Source organism: Thioclava sp. 'Guangxiensis', from assembly GCF_045348365.1.
In the GTDB taxonomy this organism is placed as follows: Bacteria; Pseudomonadota; Alphaproteobacteria; order Rhodobacterales; family Rhodobacteraceae; genus Thioclava; species Thioclava kandeliae.
The window spans coordinates 550,345-570,701 of sequence record NZ_CP155823.1 but is presented as its reverse complement, the minus strand read 5'-3'; the positions used below and the strand labels follow the sequence as shown (position 1 = coordinate 570,701).

At 62.9% G+C, this 20,357-nt stretch carries 18 protein-coding genes; 15 read left to right on the top strand and 3 right to left on the bottom strand.

Going from position 1 to position 20,357, the window contains the following annotated elements; translation table 11 throughout:
- Positions 1–2: 2 nt before the first annotated feature.
- From ABEB22_RS16070 to ABEB22_RS16060, 3 genes are all read left to right on the top strand, one after another.
- Positions 3–725: an SDR family oxidoreductase gene (locus tag ABEB22_RS16070; RefSeq protein ID WP_339114652.1), complete on the top strand. Its 723-nt coding sequence runs from the start codon at positions 3–5 to the stop codon at positions 723–725.
- A 1-nt stretch (position 726) separates the two neighbouring features.
- Entirely contained in the window at positions 727–2,292 is a 1,566-nt protein-coding gene (locus ABEB22_RS16065) for an FGGY-family carbohydrate kinase (protein ID WP_349295406.1), read from the top strand.
- 370 nt (positions 2,293–2,662) lie between these two features.
- Positions 2,663–2,869: a zinc-binding dehydrogenase gene (locus ABEB22_RS16060; RefSeq protein ID WP_349295405.1), complete on the top strand. Its 207-nt coding sequence runs from the start codon at positions 2,663–2,665 to the stop codon at positions 2,867–2,869.
- Positions 2,870–3,017: 148 nt separating this feature from the next.
- On the opposite strand, the gene ABEB22_RS16055 is transcribed toward ABEB22_RS16060, so the two are convergent.
- From ABEB22_RS16055 to denD, 3 genes are read right to left on the bottom strand one after another with little or no spacing between them, the layout of a single operon-like run.
- Positions 3,018–4,799, bottom strand: a complete 1,782-nt coding sequence (locus ABEB22_RS16055) for an IlvD/Edd family dehydratase (RefSeq protein ID WP_349295404.1) — start codon at positions 4,797–4,799, stop codon at positions 3,018–3,020.
- Positions 4,796–5,677 carry an NAD(P)-dependent oxidoreductase gene (locus tag ABEB22_RS16050; RefSeq protein ID WP_349295403.1) on the bottom strand — a complete coding sequence of 294 codons (882 nt, stop codon included), beginning with the start codon at positions 5,675–5,677 and terminating at the stop codon, positions 4,796–4,798. The genes ABEB22_RS16055 and ABEB22_RS16050 overlap by 4 nt, the downstream gene beginning before the upstream one ends.
- The gene (denD, locus tag ABEB22_RS16045; protein WP_349295402.1) at positions 5,674–6,645 is read right to left on the bottom strand and encodes a D-erythronate dehydrogenase; all 972 of its coding nucleotides are present in this window, start codon (positions 6,643–6,645) and stop codon (positions 5,674–5,676) included. The genes ABEB22_RS16050 and denD overlap by 4 nt, the downstream gene beginning before the upstream one ends.
- Positions 6,646–6,769: 124 nt before the next feature.
- Between denD and ABEB22_RS16040 the strand changes: the two genes are divergently transcribed.
- The 12 genes from ABEB22_RS16040 to ABEB22_RS15985 all read left to right on the top strand — a co-directional run bounded on the left by ABEB22_RS16040 (position 6,770) and on the right by ABEB22_RS15985 (position 20,301).
- Positions 6,770–8,182, top strand: a complete 1,413-nt coding sequence (locus ABEB22_RS16040; protein ID WP_349295401.1) for an FAD-binding oxidoreductase — start codon at positions 6,770–6,772, stop codon at positions 8,180–8,182.
- A gap of 36 nt (positions 8,183–8,218) precedes the next feature.
- A complete protein-coding gene (locus ABEB22_RS16035; RefSeq protein WP_349295400.1) occupies positions 8,219–8,935 on the top strand; it encodes a FadR/GntR family transcriptional regulator in 717 nt (238 codons plus the stop codon).
- 138 nt (positions 8,936–9,073) lie between these two features.
- Entirely contained in the window at positions 9,074–10,240 is a 1,167-nt protein-coding gene (locus ABEB22_RS16030; RefSeq protein WP_349295399.1) for a fumarylacetoacetate hydrolase family protein, read from the top strand.
- Between the two features lie 2 nt (positions 10,241–10,242).
- On the top strand, positions 10,243–10,791 hold the full coding sequence (locus ABEB22_RS16025) for a TRAP transporter small permease (RefSeq protein WP_349295398.1): 549 nt from the start codon (positions 10,243–10,245) through the stop codon (positions 10,789–10,791).
- Entirely contained in the window at positions 10,788–12,065 is a 1,278-nt protein-coding gene (locus tag ABEB22_RS16020; protein WP_339114642.1) for a TRAP transporter large permease subunit, read from the top strand. The genes ABEB22_RS16025 and ABEB22_RS16020 overlap by 4 nt, the downstream gene beginning before the upstream one ends.
- 48 nt (positions 12,066–12,113) lie before the next feature.
- The gene (locus ABEB22_RS16015; RefSeq protein WP_349295397.1) at positions 12,114–13,121 is read left to right on the top strand and encodes a TRAP transporter substrate-binding protein; all 1,008 of its coding nucleotides are present in this window, start codon (positions 12,114–12,116) and stop codon (positions 13,119–13,121) included.
- Between the two features lie 59 nt (positions 13,122–13,180).
- Entirely contained in the window at positions 13,181–14,377 is a 1,197-nt protein-coding gene (locus ABEB22_RS16010; RefSeq protein ID WP_349295396.1) for a mandelate racemase/muconate lactonizing enzyme family protein, read from the top strand.
- A 3-nt stretch (positions 14,378–14,380) separates the two neighbouring features.
- Positions 14,381–15,142, top strand: coding sequence for an SDR family oxidoreductase (locus ABEB22_RS16005; protein ID WP_349295395.1), 762 nt, complete (start codon positions 14,381–14,383; stop codon positions 15,140–15,142).
- Positions 15,143–15,164: 22 nt separating this feature from the next.
- Positions 15,165–15,971, top strand: a complete 807-nt coding sequence (locus ABEB22_RS16000) for an HpcH/HpaI aldolase/citrate lyase family protein (protein WP_339114638.1) — start codon at positions 15,165–15,167, stop codon at positions 15,969–15,971.
- A 185-nt stretch (positions 15,972–16,156) separates the two neighbouring features.
- Positions 16,157–17,125: an AraD1 family protein gene (gene araD1 / locus ABEB22_RS15995; protein WP_339114637.1), complete on the top strand. Its 969-nt coding sequence runs from the start codon at positions 16,157–16,159 to the stop codon at positions 17,123–17,125.
- A gap of 10 nt (positions 17,126–17,135) precedes the next feature.
- On the top strand, positions 17,136–18,884 hold the full coding sequence (gene araD, locus ABEB22_RS15990) for an L-arabinonate dehydratase (protein ID WP_349295394.1): 1,749 nt from the start codon (positions 17,136–17,138) through the stop codon (positions 18,882–18,884).
- 70 nt (positions 18,885–18,954) lie between these two features.
- Positions 18,955–20,301, top strand: a complete 1,347-nt coding sequence (locus ABEB22_RS15985) for an MFS transporter (protein ID WP_349295393.1) — start codon at positions 18,955–18,957, stop codon at positions 20,299–20,301.
- Positions 20,302–20,357: the final 56 nt, after the last annotated feature.

Genomic DNA, 20,357 nt, shown 5'->3' with positions numbered 1-20,357 from the left:
ACATGAAACTCGAAAACAAAACAGCAGCGATTACCGGCGCGGCGTCCGGTATCGGACTTGCCTGCGCCAAGGGCCTTCTGGACGAGGGGGCCAGCGTCGTCCTGATCGACCGTGACGCCGAGAAGCTGTCCCAGCTCTGCGAGGCGCTGGGAGACAGGGCCCACCCGCTGGTGCTCGATCTCTTCGACGGGCAGGCCGTCTCGGCAATGGTGCCGCAGATCGAAGCACGGGTAGGGCCGCTTGACATCTTCCATGCCAATGCCGGCGCCTATGTCGGTGGTGCCGCAGCCGAAGGTGATCCGGATGCCTGGGACCGGATGCTCAATCTCAATATCAACGCGGCATTCCGTTGTGTGAATGCCGTCCTTCCCGGCATGATCGAACGGAAATCGGGGGACATCCTGTTCACCTCTTCTGTGGCAGGTGTCATCCCCGTGGTCTGGGAGCCGGTCTATACCGCGTCCAAATTCGCCGTGCAGGCGTTCTTGCATTCCACCCGTCGTCAGGTCGCGCCGCATGGCATCCGGATGGGGGCCGTCCTGCCCGGTCCCGTGGTGACCGCATTGCTCGATGACTGGCCGCAGGAAAAGATGGACGAGGCATTGGCCAACGGGTCCCTCATGCAGCCCGAGGAGGTGGCGGAAGCCGTTGTCTTCATGCTGACCCGTAAGAAAGGTGTCGTCATCCGCGACATGGTGATCCTTCCCAATAGCGTGGATCTGTAAGATGCATCTGATCGGCATAGACGTGGGAACGGGCTCGGCGCGCGCGGGTGTCTTCGATCTGCGGGGCGCTCTCAAAGGCACATCCGTGCAGGAGATCGCGCTCTGGAAGGGGCAGGGCAACCGCGTCGAGCAATCCTCGGATGATATCTGGCGCGCGGTCTGCGGCGCGGTGCGCGGGGCCGTTGAAGCCTCGGGTATCGACCCCGCAACCGTCGGCGGCATCGGATTCGATGCGACCTGTTCGCTTGTGATCCTCGGGGCGGGCGGCGTGCCGCTCCCGGTTGCGCAGGACCGCAACATCATCGTCTGGATGGATCACCGCGCCACCGGGCAGGCCGAGCGTATCAACGCCTCGGGACATCGGGTCCTCGATTATGTCGGCGGCATCATCTCGCCCGAGATGGAAACGCCGAAGCTCCTCTGGCTCAAGGAGAACATGCCGGAGATCTATGCGCAGGCATGGCAGTTCATGGATCTTACCGACTTCCTGACATGGCGCGCCTCCGGTGATCTTGCGCGCTCCATCTGCACGGTGACCTGCAAGTGGACCTATCTGGGCCATGAGAACCGATGGGATGCGAGTTATTTCGAGCAGATCGGACTGGCCGATCTTTGTGCGGACGGGTTTGACCGGATCGGTCGGCGCGTGGTACCTGTCGGAACAGCGCTCGGTCAGGGGCTGACCGCTGCGGCGGCGCGGGAGATGGGGCTGCCCGAGGGAATCCCCGTCGGCGCGGGGCTGATCGATGCGCATGCGGGCGGGCTTGGCACCGTCGGCACTGCGGGGGATCCGACCGCCGATCTGGCCTATGTCTTCGGCACCTCTTCCTGCACCATGACGACCACCCGCGATCCGGCCTTTGTGCCGGGGGTCTGGGGGCCGTATCATTCGGCGATGGTGCCGGGTATGTGGTTGAACGAAGGCGGGCAGAGCGCGGCCGGAGCGGCGGTGGACCAGCTGCTGGATCACCATCCCTATGCGCCCGAAGCGCATCGGCAGGCCGCAGCTTGTGGCCAGTCCTTGCCCGCGTGGCTGGCCGCGCAACTCGGCGACAGGCCGGTTCTCGATCTGGTGGCGGGGCTGCATGTGGTGCCCGAGGTGCTGGGCAATCGTGCACCGCATGCCAACCCGCATCGTCGCGCGACGGTCATGGGGATCGGCATGGATCGGGGGCTGGAAAGCCTGCTGGCGCTCTATCTCGCGACGCTTTGCGGCCTGGGCTACGGGCTGCGCCAGATCATCGAGGCGCAGGACGCTCTCGGTGCCAAGGTGGAGCGTATCGCGATTAGCGGCGGAGCGGGGCGACATCCGCTGGTGCGCCAGATCCTTGCCGATACCACCGGCAAACCCGTGATTGCCCCCGAAACGGAGGAGCCGGTGCTTCTCGGGGCGGCGATGCTGGGGGCGCTGGCGGGGGGCGTCCATGCCGATACGGAGACGGTTATGCAGTCGATGTCGCGCAGCGGCAGCGTGAACCAGCCCGATATGGAGGCCTTCGCGCGTCATACCGCCCGTTTCGGGGTCTTTACCCGCCTGCAGGACATAGGAAGCGCGGCAACCGCGTGACCCGCAGACGCTGTCCATCATGGGGAAAGGTGTAGGCTGCTGGCAGGACAGGAGAAATTCGCTTGGCGTCTTGGACACCATTTGACGCAAAGCGCGGGAGAATGCCGCAGTGCACGAAAACACGGCCTTTCCCGCGACTGGCAAGATGGCCTTGCCGTGTCCGAGTTCCGAGACTGCCCACAGGATACGGGTGACGTGTTTGACCGTGTCATTGCGGCGGGGGGCAGTCCCGTTGACGGGAAGATCTGCAATGGCGATGGCACAAGGAGGGAATGACGCTTCTTCTCCGTCTGGGCAGTGAGTTTTTTGGATCATCGAGGAGACTGCCGAGGGCATTACGGGCTTCGCCTGCGGCGACACGGTTTACGGAATGATCAGAATCGGTGCCTTCTCGGACTCTCGCGTCGTCCCTGCGACGGATATCGCGCGGTCGCCCGAACGGATCACGGCCCTTGTCGAGGCCGGAACGGTCACGCCCTATGTGGAGCGGATCTTCCGTTTGGCAGTGGTCCGGCAGGCTCTGGAGTTACCGGAAGCCGGACGCACGCGCGGCAAGATCGTCCTGTCCATGGGCTGAAGGGGAAAGGTGATGCGGAATTCGGGAGATGGACCCTGCGCCGCGGAACATCCGTCGGCTCAGGTCTGCCGGCTCGCCTCGCGCGGTCTGGTAAGGACGGATGGCCTTTTGGGTGAAGCGCCTGCCCGAAGGGGGCAGGTGCGACGGGTCAGTGGTTGTGGCGCGGGAGTTTGCGCGAGATCGCGCGAAATTTCTCGGCTCCGCGGATGGTGGCGCCATCCTGCATCTGGGTGACCGTCTCGCGATAGAGCTGTTGCCATGGGGTGGCCGAGGGGGGCACCTTCGGTAGCCCTTCCGCCTTGCGCCGGTCCAGTTCGGCATCGGAGACCAGCATATCGCAGCGTCCTCCGGTCAGATCGATGCGCAGCCGGTCGCCCGTGCGGATCCAGGCCAGCCCGCCGCCCGCCGCGCTTTCGGGCGAGGCATTGAGGATCGAGGGGCTATCGGCGGTGCCCGATTGCCGCCCGTCGCCAAGTGTCGGCAGAGAGGTTATGCCGCGTTTCAGAAGCCGGTCCGGCGGCTGCATATTGACCACCTCCGCCGAGCCGGGCCAACCCAGTGGCCCTGCGCCGCGGATCACAAGTATGGAGTGTTCGTCGATGTCCAGCGCGGGATCATTGATGCGCGCATGGTAATCCTCCGAGCCGTCGAAGACGAAGGCCGTGCCCTCGAAGACCCCCTCCGAGCCGGGGGTCGTCAGATACCGCCGGCGGAAGTCCTCGGAGATCACGCTGGTCTTCATGATCGCGAAATCGAAGAGATTTCCCGTGAGGACAAAGAACCCCGCGCGCTCCATCATCGGTGCGCCATAGGGCAGGATGACCTCGCGGTCCGAACTCTGACGGCCCTCGAGATTCGCGCCCATATTTTGGCCCGTGACCGTCCGGCACGAGAGGTCCAGCTTGCCCGCCCCCATTAGCTCCCACATGATTGCTGGCACCCCGCCTGCACGGTGGAACCGCTCGCCCAGATATTTGCCCGCAGGCTGCACATTGGCCAGAAGCGGAATGTCATAGCCGTAGGTCTGCCAATCCTTGGCGGTGATCTCGACGCCCGCATGTTTGGCCATGGCCGCGATATGGGGCTGGGCATTGGTCGAGCCACCGATTGCCGCATTCACGCGGATCGCGTTCAGGAAAGCGGGCCGTGTCATGATATCGGAGGGGCGCAGATCCTCGTGAACCAGCTCGACCGCGCGTTTGCCGGTGCGATAGGCCATCTGTCCGCGCTCGCGATAGGCGGCAGGGATCGCGGCGCAGCCCGTCAGCGACATGCCAAGCGCCTCGGCAATCGCGTTCATCGTGGAGGCCGTGCCCATGGTGTTACAGTGACCCACCGAGGGAGCACTTTCCAGAGCGGTTTCCAGAAACTCCTCGCGGGTGATCTCGCCTGCGCCATATTTGCGCCGCGAGCGCCAGATGACGGTGCCCGAGCCCACCAGATCGCCCTCGTGCCAGCCATCGAGCATGGGCCCGCCCGACAGCACGATGGCCGGAATGTCGACCGTGGCCGCCGCCATCAATGCCGAAGGCGTGGTCTTGTCGCAGCCGGTGGTCAGCACCACCCCGTCAAAAGGATAGCCGTAAAGCAGCTCGACAAGTCCCAGATAGGCCAGATTGCGGTCCAGCGCGGCCGTGGGACGCTTGCAGTTCTCGAATAGGGTGTGGGTTGGAAACTCGATCGGGATACCGCCGGCATCGCGGATGCCGTCGCGCACCCGTTTGGCCAGATCCAGATGGTGGCGGTTGCAGGGGCTGAGGTCGCTGCCGGATTGTGCGATCCCGATGATCGGGCGTCCCGCGCGCAGCTCCTCGGGGGTGGTGCCATAATTCATGAAACGCTCGAGATAGAGCGCCGTCATATCGGCATGGTCGGGATTGTCGAACCAGTCCTGCGAGCGCAGACGGGGTTTGGGCGGGGTCTTGGTCATTGTGTCTCCTCCACAGGGTCGCAGGCATTCAGCGCCTCGAGATGCATCAGCAGGCCTGAATGGTCCGTCTCAGCATGGCCCTGTGCGACGAATTGCGCAAACAGGCGCCGGATCTCCTTTGAAAGGGGCAGGTCCAGCGCATGGGTGGCGGCCTGACTTAGCACCCCGTCAAGGTCTTTCAGTTGTAACCGGGAGGGGCCTCCGGGGGTAAAATCACGGTCGATCATCCGCTGGCCATGCAGCTCCAGAATACGGCTTTCGGCAAAGCCGCCACGAATGGCATCGCGGAAACGGGCGCGGTTCGCGCCGGCGGCCCCGACCATCACCATTGCCTCGGCAAGGGCGCCGATGGTGATGGCGACAATCTGCTGGTTGGCCAGTTTGCACACCTGCCCCGCACCGGTGGGCCCGACATGGGTCAACCTGCCGAGCGCGGCCATGACCGGTGCGATACGGGCGATGCTGTCGGCGGACCCACCGGCCATAAGCGCCAATGTGCCCGCACGCGCGCCATCGACGCCGCCAGAGACAGGGCAATCCACATAGTCGATCCCCGCTTGCGCCAGCCGTCGGGCGTGCGCGCGCGCGACGTCGGGCGCAATCGAGGAACAATCGACAAATGTGGCCCCTTTTTGCGGCAGGCCCCCTTGGACAAACAGCACATCGTCCACCGCCGCACCGTCGCTAAGCATCGTAAAGACCAGCTCGGCCCGTGCCACGGCCTCGCGCGGCGTCTGTGCGTGCCGCGCGCCGTCCTCGACCAGCGCCGCCGCCTTTTCCGGCGCGCGGTTCCAGACGGTGACATGATGCCCCGCGCGCAGCAGGCAGCGCACCATCGGCGCGCCCATCAGGCCGGTCCCCAGAAAAGCGATCGTCATTGGACCCCCTCCAGCTCGTCCTCGATATGGGCCTTGATAATCTGGGTGAAGTCACTCTCGGCGCGAAAGCCCAGAGCGCGGGCGCGGCTGGCCTCGAACCCCGGAGCCCAGCCCTCGCACATGGCGGTAATCGCGGGATCGGGGACGCGCCGGATCAGTTTGACCGCAGTGTCGCCCGCAATGCGGCGCAGGGCTTCTATCTGTTCGGCGACCGTGGCCGAGACACCGGGCATTGAGAGATTGCGCCGCGGACCAATGGCCGCGGTGTCCATGCTGGCAGCATGGAGCATGAACCCCACGGCCGAGCGCGGCGAGGCATGCCAGTGGCGGATGGTGTCGGGGACCGGAAGCACGGCGTCCTTGCCGACGAGAGGCTCGCGCAGGATGCCCGAGAAGAAGCCCGAGGCCGCTTTGTTGGGCGCGCCCGGACGGATGCAGATCGTGGGCAGGCGCAGGCCCACACCGTCAAGGATCCCGCGCCGCGTATAATCCGCCAGCAGTAGCTCGCAGATGGCTTTCTGGGTTCCATAGCTGGTAAGCGGGGTGTAGTGGAAGTCATCTGGGATAGGATAGGGCAGCGGTGCCCCCACCACCGCGATCGAGGAGGCAAAGACCACACGCGGGCAGTAGCTTTGCGTATGACGGATCGCCTCGAACAGGGCGCGGGTGCCGTCGAGATTTATGCGGTATCCCTTGTCGAAATCGGCCTCCGCCTCGCCCGAGACAATGGCCGCGAGGTGGAAGATCACATCGGGGCGGCGGGCGATCAGCGCGGGTGCCGTATGGGGGGTAGACAGATCCGCGGCCTCGCAGTGGATATCGATCTCGCTTTGCGGCTCATGCGGGGGGATGACATCGACCAGATCCATCCGCTGGATGAGCGTTCCGCCGAGATGGCCGGTTGTCAGAAGTTTTGCCGTCAGCTTGCGCCCGACCATACCGGCGGCGCCGATTATCAGAATATGCATGATGTCTCCTCCGTTAAGGGCCAGCCTCCCAACTGGTCCAATCTTGTAATGTTGTCTGACAACATGGTAGGAAAAACAAGAGAGGATTTGCCCGATGGGAGGGCATAGAGAGGGAGGAACGGGGATGACCGAGGTGAATGTGCCGTCAGTCGCCAGAGAATTGCTGCAGCGATTGGGGCCGGAACTTGTTGTGACGGGGGAGGATGTCCTGCGCTATTGCCATGATTGGCATGGCGATGTGCAGTCTTCCGCGTTGGCGGTGCTGCGCCCCCGCAACACGCCGGAGGTGCAAGAGTGCGTGCGTGCGGCTGGAGCGCTGGGATTGAATATCGTGCCGCAGGGCGGCAATACGGGGCTTGTTCTGGGGGCGGTGCCAGATATGCCCGATCATCAGGTGGTGCTCACCCTGGAGCGCATGACCGCGATACGCCAGCTTGATTGTGACAATTTCTCGGCGGTGGTCGAATCGGGTATCGTCCTGGAGGAGTTCAAGGCCAAGGTGGCCGAGGCAGGGCTGTTCTTTCCCTTGACGCTCGGGGCGCAGGGGAGCTGCCGTCTGGGCGGGAATGTCTCGACCAATGCGGGTGGAGTGAATGTGCTGCGCTACGGGATGACCCGCGATCTGGTGCTGGGGCTTGAGGTCGTCTTGCCCGATGGCAGTCTTTTCGAGGGGCTCTCGAGCCTACGGAAAGACAACAGAGGTATTGATCTTAAACATCTTTTCATCGGTTCGGAAGGAACCATCGGTATCATTACAGCAGTCTCCGTCAAGCTGCTGCCCGCTCCCGATCAGGTGGCGACGGCGCTGTTGGCGCTCGAGTCGCTGGAGGATGCGATCACGCTTTACCGGCATGCGCGGCGGCAATGTTGTGACCTCATGTCGGCCTTCGAATTTTTGCCGCCACTGGCATTCGATCTGGCCAAGGAAGGCATCCCCGATCTGGTCCTGCCGATGGCGGCGGAGCATCCCGCCTATGTGCTCATGGAAATCGCGGGCTCGGGGCTGGTGGATATGGACGACCTCATGGCGCGCTTTGTGGAATACGCGTTCGAGGCGGGGCTGGTGCTGGACGGGGTGGTGGCCCAGTCGCAAGCGCAGGCGCGTAATCTCTGGCTGATCCGGGAAGGCATGAACGAAGGTCAGGCCAAGCGCGGCAAGCATCTGCGCACCGATCTGTCCGTGCCATTGTCGCGGGTGGCGGCATTTGTGGCCGAAACCGAGGCCGCCATTCTGGCCGATATGCCCGATGTTATCTGTGTCTCCTACGGGCATGTGGGCGATGGCAATGTGCACCTGAATGTGTTGCCCGATCTGTCCGGTGATATCGATGCGCAGATCTGCCGCGCCAAGCAGATCGCCAATCGGGTGCTGGATGGGTATCACGGTTCGATCAGCGCCGAGCATGGCATTGGTCGGCTGAAAAAAGGTGATTTTTCTGAGAGGCTTCCTGAAGTTCAGCGCCGTTTGAATGTCGCGATCCGCAAGTCGGTCGATCCGGCGATGGTGATGAATAAAGGGTGCCAGATCGACCTTTGACTGCTATGGTCTGCTTGTCTGGTAAGAGGAAATGGTATGGAAAGCGGTTTCGAACAGATCAAGCGTGTGGCGCATCTTCCGACGCGGATCGCGTCGGAATTTGCCAAGCGTATCTATGACGGTGCGTTGCAACCCGGCGACAAGCTGCCCACCGAGCATGCGCTGTCGAAAAGCTTCGGCGTCAGCAGGACAGTTGTGCGCGAGGCGATTGCACAGCTGCGCAGCGAGGGGCTGGTCGAGACACGGCAGGGGGTCGGGGCGTTTGTGCGTGAGCGCCCCGCGCGGCAGATCCTCCTCGAAGATGCCAAGTCTATGGACCGGCGTAACTTTCGGGATCTCTATCAGTTGCGTGTTCCGCTAGAGATGGAGGCCGCTGCTCTTGCTGCAACCCATCATACCGCCGAACAGATGGAGGCGCTGAACGCGGCCTTGGCGCAGATCTGTGCCTCTGAGGATTGGGGCAACTCGGGTGTGGCTGCCGATCTGGACTTTCATCGCATCATCGCGGAATCGACGGGAAATAATTATTTCGCACAGTTTATCGGCGCGATTTCCGACCGGATCAGCCACGTCATCGCGATCGCCCGCACGGAGGGTCAGCTGGAAGAGGTGATCGAGCGCACGATCGAGGAACATACGGCTATTCGTGACGCGATCAGAACTAAAGATCCGGTAATGGCACGAGCGGCGATGCGCCGTCATCTGATCGGTTCTGCCCAGAGAGTTGGTCTAACTCTCGAATTTTACGTATAAAAACCTACTTCCGACATTTTCCTGACTTTGCCGAAGTTTTCTCTTGCGCCGGTTGGCGCGCTGCTGTTGTAATGTTGTCAGACATCTAATGTCGTGCGCAACGAGTGGAGGCGGTGCGTAAAATCAAGGGAGGAGATTTTGGCTTCAGCATCTGTGTTGAAGGCCAATCGGGTTTTGCCGGATGATGCACATCTGGCAAAGCTTGTTGGTCGTGTCTGGTCGCAGGCACAAGGTGGCCCCTGTATTGTCACAATCCGTGATGGGAAACTTTATGATCTGACGGCGCAGGCCGTTACGATGTCCCATCTTCTCGAAAACAAGAATGTCTTGACGCTGTTGGCGGCGGAGGATCTGCCCTGTCTCGGACCGCTTGACGCATTCCTTGACGGCTCGGAAGGACGGCTGCTGGCGCCTGTGGATCTGCAGGCCATCAAGGCTGCGGGCGTAACTTTTGCCGAGAGTATGCTTGAGCGGGTGATCGAGGAACAGGCGCGCGGCGATGCAGGGCGTGCTGCCGAAATCCGCGCCCACCTCGCGCCGGTAATCGGCGAGAATCTGCGCGACCTGCAGGCCGGATCGGAACAGGCGATGCAGGTCAAAGGGCTCCTGCAGGAAATGGATCTGTGGTCGCAATATCTCGAGGTGGGCATCGGTCCGGATGCCGAGATTTTCACCAAATCCCAGCCGATGTCGGCGATGGGCTGCGGCGAGACGGTCGGTATCCATCCGATGTCGCATTGGAACAACCCCGAGCCGGAAGTGGTGCTTGTCACGCGCTCCGACGGCGAGATCCTCGGGGCCGCACTGGGCAATGATGTCAATCTACGTGATGTCGAAGGGCGCTCGGCATTGTTGCTGGGCAAGGCCAAGGACAATAACGCCTCTTGTGCGATCGGTCCGTTCATCCGCCTCTTCGATGCCCATTTCTCCTTACAAGATGTTGAAAGCACAACGGTTTCCTTGACGGTTACAGGCGAGGACGGCTTCATCATGTCAGGCGAGAGCCCGATGCGGGCCATCTCGCGCCGCCCGGTCGATCTGGTGAGCCAGATGCGCAACCGCAGCCATCAGTATCCCGACGGTGCGGTGCTGTTTCTGGGCACGATGTTTGCCCCCACCAAGGACCGCCACGGCGAGGGGCAGGGGTTCACCCATGTGGTGGGGGACCGTGTCGAGATCGCGGCGCCGCAACTGGGGTGCCTGACCAACTGGGTCGACCGCGCCGATCATTGCCCCGAATGGAGCTTCGGTATCACGGCCCTCATGCGCAACCTTGCCGCCCGGGGTCTCGGGGAAAGGTTCTGACCATGACCCGATTGATCACATTATTCTATCGTCTGCTGGACCTCGTGCTGGTCGCCCTCCTGTCGGGCATGGCGCTGATGGTCTTTCTCAATGTCGTGCTGCGCTACGGGTTCAATTCGGGCATTGCGGTGTCCGAGGAGCTGTCGCGGTTCTTCTTCGTCTGGCTGACCTTTATCGGCGCGGTCGTGGCCCATCACCATCACATGCATATGGGGATGGAGACCTTTGTCGCAGCACTTGGCCGCAGGGGCCGGATGCTGATGATGGGCGTGGCCGAGCTGCTCATTCTGGGCTGTGCCTGGGTGCTGTTCATCGGCACCTGGAAACAGCTGCCGATCAATATGTCGATGGGCGCGCCCGTGACGGGGCTGTCGATGGCATGGGTCTACGGGACTGGGCTGTTCACGGCGGCGATGATCGCGCTGATCTCCGGGACGCGGCTTCTCCGCCTTGTCACGGGGCGGATCACCGAGAAGGAGATCGCGGCCTTCGCGGGCGAGCGCCATCTGATCGACGAGCCACTCCATGAGCCGGAAGGAGATGCGAAATGACGCTTGTTGTCTTTATCGCCTCGCTGATCGGATCGATGCTGACAGGGGTGCCGGTGGCCTTCGCGCTGATCGTCTGCGGTGTCGCGCTCATGAGCTATATGGGCATGTTCAATACGCAGATCATCGCCCAGAACATGATGATCGGCGCGGATACCTTCACCCTTCTGGCCATCCCTTTCTTCATTCTGGCGGGGGAGCTGATGAATGCGGGCGGGCTGTCCAAACGCATTATCGATTTCTCCGTAGCCTGTGTTGGCCATATCCGCGGCGGGCTTGGGATCGTGGCGATCTTTGCCGCCATCATTCTGGCCAGTATCTCGGGATCGGCGGCCGCCGACAGTGCGGCGCTGGCGGCGATCCTGCTGCCGATGATGGCGCGGGCGGGGTATAACCTGCCACGTTCGGCGGGGCTGATCGCGGCAGGCGGTGTCATCGCGCCGGTCATTCCCCCCTCCATGGCCTTCATCATCTTCGGTGTGGCTGGCAATATCTCGATCTCCAAGCTGTTCATGGCGGGGATCGTGCCGGGGGTGCTGATGGGGCTCGTGCTGATCGTCACCTGGATCATCGTGGCGCGCAATGACGATGTCGCCACGCTGCCCAAGGCCGGTTGGGCCGAACGTGGTCGGACGGGCGCGCGCGCCATCTGGGCGCTCGGCATGCCGGTGATTATTCTGGGCGGCATCAAGTTCGGCATCGTCACCCCGACGGAGGCTGCCGTTATCGCCGCGTTCTACGCGTTGTTCGTGGGGACCTGCGTCTATCGCGAGTTGCACCTGCGGGATCTGCCCAAGGTGATCCGGAATGCGGGCCGCACGACGGCGGCGATCATGTTCCTTGTCTGCGCGGCGCTTGTGTCCGCATGGCTGATTACGGCGGCCAATATTCCCGCCGAGATCTCGGGCTATATCGAGCCACTGATCGACCGTCCCATCCTGCTGATGCTCGCGATCATGGCACTTATTCTGGTGGTGGGCACGGCGCTCGATCTGACGCCCACCATTCTGATCCTGACACCGGTCCTGTTGCCCATCATCAAGGAAGCGGGCATCGATCCGGTCTATTTCGGTGTGATGTTCATCATGAACTGTTGCATCGGCTTGCTGACACCGCCTGTCGGTGTCGTGCTGAACGTGGTCAGCGGGGTAGGGAGGCTCCCCCTCGGTCGCGTTATTGTTGGTGTCTGGCCGTTCCTGCTGGCCCAGATCCTCGTCATCCTGACGCTGGTTCTGTTCCCGCAGATCGTTCTGGTGCCCGCGCAGTGGTTCTACTGACCGCTGCATCTCGAACCAAATCTTTTTCAACCGATTAGGGAGGATCACATGAAAAAGTCACTCAAGGCCGCACTTCTGGTCACGGTTGCCTGTGCCGTTGCAAGCCCTGCACTGGCCGATTTCAAGCAACGCAATATCCGCGTGTCGAACGGCATTGCCGAGGACCATCCGGTCCATAACGGCATGGATGCGATGCAGCAATGTCTGGACGAGAAGACCGGTGGCAAGATGAAGATGACCGGCTTCTGGGGCGGGGCGCTGGGAGGAGACCTGCAATCCACACAATCACTGCGTTCGGGGGTGCTGGACTCGGTGGTGACATCGTCCTCGCCGCTGGTGGGCATCGAACCCGCGCTCGGCGTCTTCGATCTGCCGTTCCTGTTCCGCACGAACGAGGAAGCCTATGCCGTGATGGATGGCGAATTTGGCGATTACATCAACGAGAAGCTCGAAAAGGTCGGGCTGATCAATCTGGCCTATTGGGAGAACGGTTTCCGCAACGTGTCAAACTCGAAACGCCCCATCACCAAATGGGAGGATTTCGAAGGGCTGAAGATGCGCGTCATGCAGAACAATATCTTCCTCGACACGTTTTCGAATTTCGGGGCCAATGCCACGCCCATGTCCTTCGGCGAGGTGTTCTCGGCGCTCGAGACCAAGGCGATCGATGCGCAGGAAAACCCCTATGTCACGATCGATACGTCGAAATTCTTCGAGGTGCAGAACTATATCAGCGAGACGAAACACACCTACACGCCCTTCCTGTTCTTGTTCTCGAAACCGATCTTCGACACCTATTCCCCCGAGGAGCAGGCCGCGCTGCGCGACTGTGCGGTGGTCGGGCGCGATGTCGAGCGTGATGTCATTCAGGAGCTGAACAAGACCTCGCTTGCCAAGATGGAAGAGGCGGGGCTGGAGTTCAATGTGATCTCGCCGGAGGAGCAACAGCGGATGCTGGCGAAATCGCAGGAGGTCTATGACACGCATAAAGACGAGATCGGTGCCGATGTCGTCGAGATGGTGCAGAGCACACTGGCCGAGATGCGCGCCCAGTAAGCCTGTCGCGCACCCTGCTTCGTGGCGGGGTGCGCCTTTGCGATCATGCGAGGTGAGAGATGAAGATCACCGCACTCCGGACCCTTCGGGCCGCGGAATTCGCCAATATCCTCTGGGTCGAGATCGAGACCGATGCCGGAATTACGGGCCTTGGCGAGACCTTTTACGGTGCGGGCGCGGTTGCGGCCCATATCCATGACACGCTGGCCCCGCGTCTTCTGGGGCGCGCCCCCTTCGCCATCGAGGCCTTGCATCGCGAGATGCTGAACCTGCCGATGGGTCAGGCCTCGACGGGGGCCGAGCATCGCGCCGCATCCGCCATCGATCTCGCATTATGGGATATTTTCGGCAAAGCGATGGGCCAGCCCGTATGGCAGATGCTGGGCGGGCGGTGCTGGGACCGGTTGCGCCTTTACAATACCTGTGCAGGCACGCGCTATGTGCGCAGCCACAACATCCGCCCCGTGTCGAACTGGAACAGGGGAGAAGGCGGGGATTATGAGGATCTCGACGCCTTCATGACCCGTCCGGCCGAACTGGCGGAGGAGCTTCTGGATCAGGGCATTACCGCCATGAAAATCTGGCCGTTCGATCCGCATGCGGACGAATTTCGTGGCCAGCATATCTCGGGGGAGGGGCTGAAGGCGGCGCTGCGCCCGTTCGAGGCCATCCGCCGCGCTGTGGGCGACAGGATGGATATCATGCTCGAGATGCACGGGCTATGGGCCCTGCCTGCGGCCAAGGTGATCCCAAGCGAGGTCGATGCCTTCCGCCCCTATTGGTACGAGGACCCGGTCCGCATGACCAATGCGCAGGCGCTGGCCGAATTTGCCCGCGCCACGGCGACATGGACCTGCGCCTCCGAGACGCTGGGCACCCGCTTTGCCTATAAAGACTATCTCGACCGCGATGCGATGGCGGTGGTGATGGCCGATCTGTGCTGGACCGGCGGGCTGACCGAGGGGCGCAAGATCGCCGCGCAGGCCGATACCTATCACCGTCCCTTTGCCGCCCATGACTGTATCGGGCCGGTGGGCTTTGTCGCCGGTATCCATGCAGGCTTCAGCCAACCCAATACATTGATCCAGGAGAGCGTGCGCGCCGCCTATCTGGGCTGGTATCTGGAGCTTGTCGAAGAATTGCCGCGCATCGAGGCGGGCTATGTCTACCCGCCCGAGGGCGCAGGGCTGGGCATGCGGCTGCGCGCCGATCTCTATACCCGCCCTGATCTTGAAACACGCATGACGGAGGGCTGAAGGATGCCTGATTTCTCTCTTGGCGGGAAAACCGCCCTTGTGACCGGCTCCTCGCGTGGGCTGGGGCGCGCCTTTGCCACCGGTCTGGCCGAGGCGGGGGCGAAGGTGATCCTGAACGGGATCAACCCCGACCGGCTCGAGGCGACCCGTGCCGAACTGGCGGCACTGGGCCATGATGTGCAGGCTTGCGCCTTCGATGTCACCTGCGAGGATCAGGTGATGGCGGCGTTCGAGGCGCTCGATGCGCAGGGCGTGGCCGTGGATATCCTCGTCAACAATGCCGGTATCCAGCACCACCAGCCCCTGCTCGATCTGGCGCTGGCCGACTGGACCCGTGTGCTGGAGACCAATCTGACGGCGGCCTTCCTGTGCGGGCGCGAGGCGGCACGCCGTATGGGGCCGCGCGGCGGCGGCAAGATCATCAATATCGGATCGCTCATGAGCCAGCTCGCCCGCGCCACCGTCGCGCCCTATACGGTCGCCAAAGGCGGCATCCGGATGCTCACGCAATCCATGGCTGCCGAATGGGCGGGCGCGAATATCCAGGCCAATGCCATCGGTCCGGGCTACATGATCACCGATATGACGCAGGCGCTGCAGGAGGATCCGGCTTTCGACGGGTTCGTGCGGGGCCGCGCCCCCGCAGGCCGCTGGGGCCGCCCCGAGGAGCTGCAGGGCGCGCTAGTGTTCCTCGCCTCCTCCGCCTCGGATTACGTCAATGGCCAGATCCTTTATGTCGATGGCGGCATGACCGCTGTTTTGTAATACCTTTCAAGGAGATAAAACCATGCCAGCCCCTTTGAACCCGTTCAAGAAAGCCCTGCAGGAGAAGCGCCTGCAGATCGGTCTGTGGCAGGACCTCGCCCATCCCTATTGCACCGAGCTTTGCGCTGATGCCGGATATGACTGGCTGCTGATCGATGGCGAGCACGGCCCCAACGATCTGGCCACCATCTCCGGCCAGATCGGAGCCCTGCGCGGCAGCGCGACCCATGCCATCGTGCGAGTGCCGGTGGGGGAGGCATGGATCATCAAGCAGGTGCTCGATGCGGGGGCCCAGACGGTTCTGGTGCCGATGGTGGAAACCGCAGCCCAGGCCCGCGATCTGGTGCGCGCCATGCGCTATCCGCCGCATGGCATCCGCGGGGTCGGGGCTGTGGTAGGGCGCGCCTCCGGCTTTGGCCGGATACCCGATTATGTGAAAACCGCTGATGCCCAGACCTGCCTTCTGGTGCAGGTCGAAACCGCCAAGGGGCTCGAGAACCTCGACGAGATCGCCAGTGTCGAAGGGGTTGATGGTATCTTCATCGGCCCCGCCGATCTGGCGGCCAGCCTTGGCCATCTGGATGATCCGGCCCATCCCTATGTGCAGGAGGTCATCGAGGACATGATCGCCCGCATCATCGGCCACGGCAAGGCGGCAGGCATCCTGATCGGGGATCTGGGACTGTCGAAACGCTATGCCGAATTGGGGGCGAGCTTTGTGGCGATCGGCCATGATGTGGGGCTTCTGGCCATCGGGGCGTCAAGGCTCCTCGAGGACTTCCACGCCACGGCCCCCGCCAAAGCCAGCGCCACGACCAAGGTCTATTGAGGCATACCAGTTTTGGTATGCGATGCGCCGATATTGATATTTGAATGCTATCCCGCGGCTTTCTAATCTCCCCTCGAGCGGGAGAGGAGCCCGCGATTGAGGATATCACAAGAGCACTCGCCTCTATATGGCGCGTCCGGCCGATGGCTCGGGCGGGTCCGCTCTTGTTCAGGAGGAGAATTCGAATGACGGTCTATCTCAGTCAGCTGAAGGCGGGGGGTGTCATCATCCGCCAGGGCGGGGCCGCACGGCTCGTGCAGGGCCTGACGACCTATGAACTGGCGCGTGACGCCATTGCCCGGGGGCGACCTCTGGCCACGATCCTGCCCGAAGGGGGCGAGACGGTGGATGTGGCGGAACAGGCCGCCAAAGGCGCGCTGGATGTGCCGATGCGCCATCCCGAGCCCGCGCGGATGTATCTGTGTGGCACGGGGCTCACGCATACGGGGTCGGCCTCGACCCGCAATTCCATGCATGCCAAATCCGAGACCCATGTCTCGGACAGCATGAAGATGTTCCAGATGGGGCTCGAGGGTGGCAAGCCCGCCAAAGGCGCCATCGGTGCCCAGCCCGAATGGTTCTACAAGGGGCCGGGCACTCAGGCGGTGGCCACGAATGATGCGCTGATCTCGCCCGCCTTCGCCCTTGATGGCGGCGAGGAGCCCGAGATTGCGGGCTTCTATCTGATCGGTCCTGATGGCAGGCCCCATCGCGCGGGCTTCGCTCTGGCCAACGAGTTTTCCGACCATGTGACGGAAAAGCTGAACTATCTCTATCTGGCCCATTCCAAGCTGCGCCCTGCCGCCTTCGGCCCCGAGATGCGTCTCGGCGATTTGCCCAGACATATCGAGGGCCGCTCGCGGATCCTGCGCGGCGATCAGGTGATCTTCGACAAGCCCTTCCTGTCGGGGGAGGACAACATGTCCCACACCATCGCCAATCTCGAGCACCATCACTTCAAATATGCGCCCTTCCGCAGGGCGGGGGATCTGCATGTGCATATGTTCGGCACCGCGACCCTGTCGTTTGGCAGCCAGATCGCGCCGCAGGCGGGGGATGTGTTCGAGCTTTTCGCCCCCGAGTTCGGGCAGCCCCTGCGCAACCCTCTGGCGGTGGCCGCCGATGAGGGGTTTGTCGACGTGGCGGCATTGTAAGGAGATGTCCATGGCACAGAGCTTCACCCCCGCGCCCTGGCCGCGCAAGCTGCGCTCGCAGGAATGGTATGGCGGCAATTCGCGCGATACGATCTACCACCGTGGCTGGCTGAAAAACCAAGGCTATCCGCATGATCTCTTCGACGGGCGGCCGATCATCGGCATCATGAATACATGGTCCGAACTGACGCCCTGCAACGGCCATCTGCGCGAACTGGCCGAGAAGGTGAAGGCAGGCATCTGGGAGGCGGGCGGTTTTCCGGTGGAAGTGCCGGTCTTCTCGGCCTCGGAGAACACCTTCCGGCCCTCGGCCATGATGTTCCGCAACCTCGCGGCGCTGTCCATCGAGGAAACCCTGCGCGGCCAGCCCATTGACGGCTGCGTGCTGATGGTGGGCTGCGACAAGACCACCCCCTCGCTTCTGATGGCGGCGGCAAGCTGCGATGTGCCCTCGATCGTGGTGACGGGCGGCCCGATGCTGAACGGGTCGTTCCGTGGCGAGCGCGTGGGCTCGGGCACCCATCTGTGGAAATTCTCCGAAGCCGTGAAGGCCGGAGAGATGACGCAGGACGATTTCCTCGAGGCCGAGCAATCCATGAGCCGGTCCACCGGCACCTGCAACACGATGGGCACGGCCTCGACCATGGCCTCGATGGCCGAGGCTCTTGGTATGGCGCTGTCGGGCAATGCGGCGATCCCTGCGGTCGACAGCCGCCGCCGCGTGATAGCGCAGATGTCGGGGCGGCGGATCGTGCAGATGGTCAAGGACGATCTCAAACCTTCGGATATCATGACCAAGGAGGCGTTCGAGAACGCGATCCGCACCAATGGCGCGATTGGCGGCTCGACCAATGCGGTGGTGCATCTGCTGGCGATTGCGGGGCGGATGGGGGTCGATCTGACGCTCGATGACTGGGACCGCTGCGGGCGCGATGTGAAGACCATCGTCAATCTCATGCCGTCGGGCGCGTATCTGATGGAGGAGTTCTTCTATGCCGGTGGTCTGCCGGTGGTGATCAAACGGCTCGGGGAAAGCGGCCAGCTGCACAAGGAGGCGCTGACCGTTTCAGGCCAGACCATCTGGGACGAGGTCGCCTCGGTGCGCAACTGGAACGAGGATGTCATCCGCCCTGCCGACCGTGCGCTGACCGATCAGGGCGGGATCGCCGTGCTGCGCGGCAATCTCGCGCCCAAGGGAGCCGTGCTCAAACCCTCGGCGGCCAGTGCGCATCTGCTGACCCATCGCGGGCGGGCGGTCGTGTTCGAGGATATCGACGATTACAAGGCCCGCATCAATGACGAGGCGCTCGATATCGACGAGACCTGCGTCATGGTGCTCAAGAATTGCGGCCCCAAAGGTTATCCGGGCATGGCCGAGGTGGGCAATATGGGCCTGCCGCCCAAGGTGTTGCGCAAGGGGGTGACCGATATGGTGCGGATCTCGGATGCGCGTATGTCGGGGACGGCCTATGGCACGGTGGTGCTGCATACCGCGCCCGAGGCCGCAGCCGGCGGGCCGCTCGCGGTGGTGCAATCGGGGGATATGATCGAGCTGGATGTGCCCAACCGCCGCCTTCATCTGGACATCTCCGAGGCCGAGCTGACTGCCCGTCTGGCGGCATGGACTCCGCGCCACGAGATTGCCACCAGCGGCTATGCCTATCTGCATCAGACCCATGTCGAGGGGGCCGATACGGGCGCCGATCTCGACTTCCTGAAGGGCTGCCGTGGCAATGCGGTGGGCCGTGACAGCCACTGAGGCTTTTGAACATCCCCGCGAGGCCGCGCCACGGAGGAGACGGGCGCCCTTTGCGGGAGAGGGAGGATTTATGGAACAGACCTATCTGAAAGGCGCTGTGTCCGGCCATGCCGGCCGCGCCGATACGACCGACAGTCAGGAAAAGCGCATTATCAGGCTGATCAGCACCCGCCTGCTGCCGTTTCTGGCGCTGCTGTATATCGTGGCCTATGTCGACCGCGCGATGGTGGGCTTTGCCAAATTGCATATGAATGTGGATGTGGGGATCAGTGAAACCGCCTATGGCATGGGGGCGGGGCTGTTCTTCATCGGCTATTTCCTGTGCGAGGTGCCCTCGAACCTTGCGCTGGACAGATATGGCGCGCGCATCTGGTTTGCCCGCATCCTGATTACATGGGGGGTGATCACCGTGGCGATGGCGGCGATCAGCGGGCCCGTGTCGTTCTATGTGCTGCGGTTCCTGCTGGGCGCGGCCGAGGCGGGGCTCTATCCGGGCATCATCTATTTCCTGACGAAATGGTTCCCGCTGCGCCACCGCGCCCGCATCATCGGATTGCTGGTGCTGGCCCAGCCGATTGCGCTGATCATCACCGGCCCTGTGGCAGGCATGATACTGGCGGGAAATGGTGCCTTCGGGCTGGCCAACTGGCAGCTTCTCTTCGTGGTCTGCGGATTGCCCGCGATCCTGCTGGCGGGGCCGACATTGCGCCTGCTGCCGGACACGCCCGCCAAGGCGCGCTGGCTGCCGCGCGAGGACCGGATCTGGCTGGAACGCCAGCTCGATCAGGAGGCGGCCAGCCGCAATCTGGTCAGCCACGGTAACCCGCTCAGGGCGATGCTCGACCGCCGCGTGCTGTTGCTGGCCGCGCTGTTCCTGCCGTTTCCGCTGGCGATCTACGGGCTGTCGCTTTGGCTTCCCACCATCATCAGCCAGTTCGGCACCAGCGATACCGTTACGGGCTTCCTTTATGCCATACCCTATCTCTTCGCGGTCTTGGGGCTGATCTATGTGCCCCGTTCGTCCGACCGAAAGGGCGAGCGCCACTGGCATATGGTCCTCATGGCGGGGGTGGCAGCCCTGTCGGTGGCGGGCTCGGCGATGGCCAGCGCACCGGTGCTGCAGATGGCGCTGCTCTGCGTGACGGCCTTCTGCATCTACTCCATTCAGGCGGTGATCTGGGCCTTGCCCGGCCTCTTCCTGACAGGGGCGCGTGCCGCAGTAGGCATCGCCACCATCAACTCTCTGGCCAATCTGGGCGGCTATATCGGACCCTTCGGGATCGGGCTCCTGCGCGATGCGACGGGTAACCTGTCCTCGGGCCTCTACTTCATGTCGGCGGCTCTGGTGTTCGGCCTGGTGATGGTCTTTGTGGTGCGCCACGCGCTGGGAGATACCAATCAGGGGTTCGGGCGCTAGCGCCCACCCCGTCCGCCAGTCCGCGGATCACGTCCGGCGCGCGAGATCTAACCCTA

What these genes read in the sequence shown, in the direction of transcription:
- ABEB22_RS16015 (WP_349295397.1), top strand. Translation starts at nt 12,114, where the DNA reads ATGAAAAAGTCACTCAAGGCCGCACTTCTGGTCACGGTTGCCTGTGCC.
- ABEB22_RS16040 (WP_349295401.1), top strand. Translation starts at nt 6,770, where the DNA reads ATGACCGAGGTGAATGTGCCGTCAGTCGCCAGAGAATTGCTGCAGCGA.
- araD (WP_349295394.1), top strand. Translation starts at nt 17,136, where the DNA reads ATGGCACAGAGCTTCACCCCCGCGCCCTGGCCGCGCAAGCTGCGCTCG.
- ABEB22_RS16010 (WP_349295396.1), top strand. Translation starts at nt 13,181, where the DNA reads ATGAAGATCACCGCACTCCGGACCCTTCGGGCCGCGGAATTCGCCAAT.
- ABEB22_RS16055 (WP_349295404.1), bottom strand. Translation starts at nt 4,799, where the DNA reads ATGACCAAGACCCCGCCCAAACCCCGTCTGCGCTCGCAGGACTGGTTC.
- ABEB22_RS16060 (WP_349295405.1), top strand. Translation starts at nt 2,663, where the DNA reads ATGATCAGAATCGGTGCCTTCTCGGACTCTCGCGTCGTCCCTGCGACG.
- denD (WP_349295402.1), bottom strand. Translation starts at nt 6,645, where the DNA reads ATGCATATTCTGATAATCGGCGCCGCCGGTATGGTCGGGCGCAAGCTG.
- ABEB22_RS16000 (WP_339114638.1), top strand. Translation starts at nt 15,165, where the DNA reads ATGCCAGCCCCTTTGAACCCGTTCAAGAAAGCCCTGCAGGAGAAGCGC.
- ABEB22_RS15985 (WP_349295393.1), top strand. Translation starts at nt 18,955, where the DNA reads ATGGAACAGACCTATCTGAAAGGCGCTGTGTCCGGCCATGCCGGCCGC.
- ABEB22_RS16025 (WP_349295398.1), top strand. Translation starts at nt 10,243, where the DNA reads ATGACCCGATTGATCACATTATTCTATCGTCTGCTGGACCTCGTGCTG.
- ABEB22_RS16050 (WP_349295403.1), bottom strand. Translation starts at nt 5,677, where the DNA reads ATGACGATCGCTTTTCTGGGGACCGGCCTGATGGGCGCGCCGATGGTG.
- ABEB22_RS16035 (WP_349295400.1), top strand. Translation starts at nt 8,219, where the DNA reads ATGGAAAGCGGTTTCGAACAGATCAAGCGTGTGGCGCATCTTCCGACG.
- ABEB22_RS16020 (WP_339114642.1), top strand. Translation starts at nt 10,788, where the DNA reads ATGACGCTTGTTGTCTTTATCGCCTCGCTGATCGGATCGATGCTGACA.
- ABEB22_RS16070 (WP_339114652.1), top strand. Translation starts at nt 3, where the DNA reads ATGAAACTCGAAAACAAAACAGCAGCGATTACCGGCGCGGCGTCCGGT.
- araD1 (WP_339114637.1), top strand. Translation starts at nt 16,157, where the DNA reads ATGACGGTCTATCTCAGTCAGCTGAAGGCGGGGGGTGTCATCATCCGC.
- ABEB22_RS16005 (WP_349295395.1), top strand. Translation starts at nt 14,381, where the DNA reads ATGCCTGATTTCTCTCTTGGCGGGAAAACCGCCCTTGTGACCGGCTCC.
- ABEB22_RS16065 (WP_349295406.1), top strand. Translation starts at nt 727, where the DNA reads ATGCATCTGATCGGCATAGACGTGGGAACGGGCTCGGCGCGCGCGGGT.